Source organism: Prosthecobacter sp. (genome assembly GCF_044378005.1).
In the GTDB taxonomy this organism is placed as follows: domain Bacteria; phylum Verrucomicrobiota; class Verrucomicrobiia; order Verrucomicrobiales; family Verrucomicrobiaceae; genus Prosthecobacter.
Genome location: NZ_JBILYB010000311.1, coordinates 1 through 2995, shown reverse-complemented (window position 1 = coordinate 2995; position 2995 = coordinate 1). Strand labels below are relative to the sequence as shown.

Here is a 2995-nt window from a genome sequence, read left to right as displayed (position 1 = left end):
CCTGAATTACCCTCAAACCTTCCCATCTCTTCCAGAGTGCCCATTTGGCCTTCGGCTGTCCAACCCCACCTACCGGGTGATCCTGCGCGGCAGGCATACTCCCACTGCGCCTCCGTTGGCAGCACCCACTCCCAGCCTTTGAGAGCAACCTTCTCATTCAACTTCGTGATAAAGACATCCGCATCCTCCGCACTGACAAAGTACATCGGATAATCCGGCCCCTCACCCTGAATATTTCCGAAGCTATTCCCTTTCGCCTTTTGCTCTGCCAGTGTCGTGCCCATGAGGGCCTTCCACTGTGCCTGGGTCAGTTCCGTGCGTGCCAGCCAGAAGGGCTGGGTCAGGGTGACTTTCACCTGCTCCTCGTACTCACGGTGGCCCTCCTCAGTGGCAGGACTGCCCATGGTGAAGCTGCCTGCAGGGCAGTAGCACAGGTGGAGCTTCACCTCCCCCGGCAAAGTGACCACGACCTGCCTGCCCACGGTTCCGTCATTGAGTGGGTCGGACGGTGGCGCTGGCTGCTTCGCGGCTTTGGCGGCGGCTTCTTTGGCCTTGGTGGCTGCGGCCTCGGCAGCGAGGCGTTTCTGCTCCGCTTCCTGGTGCTTTTTCTCCAGCTGATCCGCTCGCTGTTTTTGCCGGGCGGCTTCTTCCTGATAAGCAAGAAGTTCTTGGTTCACCTGAGTGCCTGTCAAAAACAGGCCTACGTCCCCGGCACTCGCAGGCCGTTTTTCCGCCACGATGTCCATGCACGCTGCCACGGTGCGCTGCCAGTGCTCCGGCACGGGCTCGGTGCTCTGCACCCGCAGCACGGCGCGACGCTCGCTGATGCTGGGCAGGTTTCCACGCTCGATCTGGGTCTCAATGCTGCCTGCGTAAAACGGCGGCTTGCTGGTCAGCAGCTCGTAAAGTGTAGCTCCCACGGAATAGACATCATCGGAGATAGTGCGACTGCCGAGCAGGAGGTGCTGCGGGCTCATGTAGGGCGTGGTGCCGCTGGTGTGACCGGGGCGACTGTGCCGACTACGACTCTCCGCCATGCTCCCGGCCAGGCCGAAGTCGCACACTTTCAAGAGGCCGGCCTCGGTGATCATGAGGTTCAGCGGCTTCAGGTCGTGATGGATGATGCCTTTGCCATGCGCGTAGTCGAGCGCGGCGCAGAGCTGCCGCACCCAGGGCAGGAGCTGGGCAGTGCTGAAGACGCGGCTGGGCTGCTCCCGACGCAGGGCGCTGAGGGTCTTCCCTCGGATGTACTCCATACTGATGGCCACGGTGCCCTCCGCCTCGATCAGGTCGTGGATGCGGACGATGTTTTCATGGGTGAGCTGGCGGCTGAGGCGCAGCTCGCGCTTCAGGTCGTCGATGGCATCGGGATCGTGGCAGACGGTCTCGGGGAGAAATTTCAGAGCTACCTGCTCATGGATGCGGGTGTCTTCCGCCAGCCAGACGACGCCCATGCCGCCCTGGCCGAGCTGCTCGATCAATTTGAATCGCCCGGCGAAGATGCCGTCGGGCTTCAGGCTGCGGGCGACGGGAAACCCATCCCAACTAAGAGCCACGCGTTCCATGGGCACGGGCAGGTGGAGCTGGAGGAAGTCGTTGAGGGTCTTCACCTTGCCGATGTCGATGCCGCCCTCCGCGAAGACGCTGCCGAAGAAGGCCTTCTCATGAATCTGAACGGTGAGGCTCTGAATGTCTGCTGGGCGCTCGAGGATGCTGATGCCTGCCTGACCGCCGGGCCGTACGCTGCCATGGGCGGTGAAACGTCCGCGTGAGGTGCTGGCGTGGAGGTGAACGGTCATGGACGGCGTGCCTTTCCGCTCGGGCTCGATGTCCAGGTCCAGAGTCAGCACCTCGAAGGCGGTCAGTGGCTTCGTGAGCGTGCGCTCCGCCACGCCGCCGCGCAGCCCGGCGCAGCGGAATTCGAGTACGATGTACCGCACAGGCTCCGGCACGATGGAGGTGAGGGTGATCTCAAACACGCTGGGGCAGCCCTCCACCAGAGGACGGCAGAAGCGGCAGGAAAGCTGGAGTGGGGCGGTGTCTGACATCGGGAGGACGGAGGTAGAGGCAGCAAGATTGAGGCAGGAAAATGAGGGAATGAATGCTTCTGCCTCAATGTTTCTGCCGAATCAAAGCGGCCAGAGGCGAGGGCGTGATCTCATTCCCCTCGATGATGTCCGTGAGCACATCGGACGAGGGTTTGCTGAAGACGCCGCTGCGGAACTGGGCGCGGGCGATCCCGAGCATGATGAGGAAGATCAGCGCGAAGCTTTCGGCGACATCGCTCCAACTGTTCAGGCCGAGGAAGTACATGTTTCTGCCGGTGAAGGGCAGCAGGCCGTAGTTTGCCGCCATCATGTAGAGGCTGACGAGGGCGAAGGACATGCCTGCCATGAGTGCGAGCCAGCCGGTGAGGGAGTTGATGCTCTCACGCGCACCCAAAGCGCCGAGCACGATGGCGATGTAGGCCACGAGCACGGCTAGCGCACCGACGACACCGAACTGGGCGAAGATGAAGACGGCGGAGACGTTGTCATTCAGCGCGGTGACGGCTTTGGCGCTGAGGACATCGACCTGGAGGTAGCCTTCGCCAAACAGTCCGCGATGGGCGTAGTTCGCCATGATGGCGTGGTCCTGGGCGATGCGCTCGGCGGTGTCGGTGCCGAGATTGATGAGGTAGTCTTCATCGGCAAACTGAAGGACGCGCAGCAGGGTGCTGTCGGTGACGAGTTCTTCGTCGCTGGCCATTTCATCGAGCAGGCCGGGCCACGTGCTGATGAGCGCCTTCGGTGCCGTGAAGACGAGGAGCATCATGAGCAGCGGTGAAACAAGACCGATGCCGCCGATGCTGGCGAGCCAGGGCTTGTCGCGCTTCAGTTCCTCTTTGCTGACACGCAGGCTGCGCACGAGCCCCTCCCACGAGGCGCAAAGGCCGACGGCGGCGAGCACGAGTGCCATGGGCACGAAGTAGAGGAACATGCCGAGATCACTGGTG

At 62.4% G+C, this 2995-nt stretch carries 2 protein-coding genes; both read right to left on the bottom strand.

The features are described from left to right. Window positions 1–2048 (bottom strand): bifunctional serine/threonine-protein kinase/formylglycine-generating enzyme family protein (locus tag AC6FTP_RS26620; protein WP_497209926.1); only part of this gene is annotated, 2048 nt, incomplete at its 3' end. A gap of 64 nt (window positions 2049–2112) precedes the next feature. Continuing rightward, a partial coding sequence (locus AC6FTP_RS26615) for a hypothetical protein (protein WP_497209925.1) occupies window positions 2113–2995 on the bottom strand: 883 nt, incomplete at its 5' end.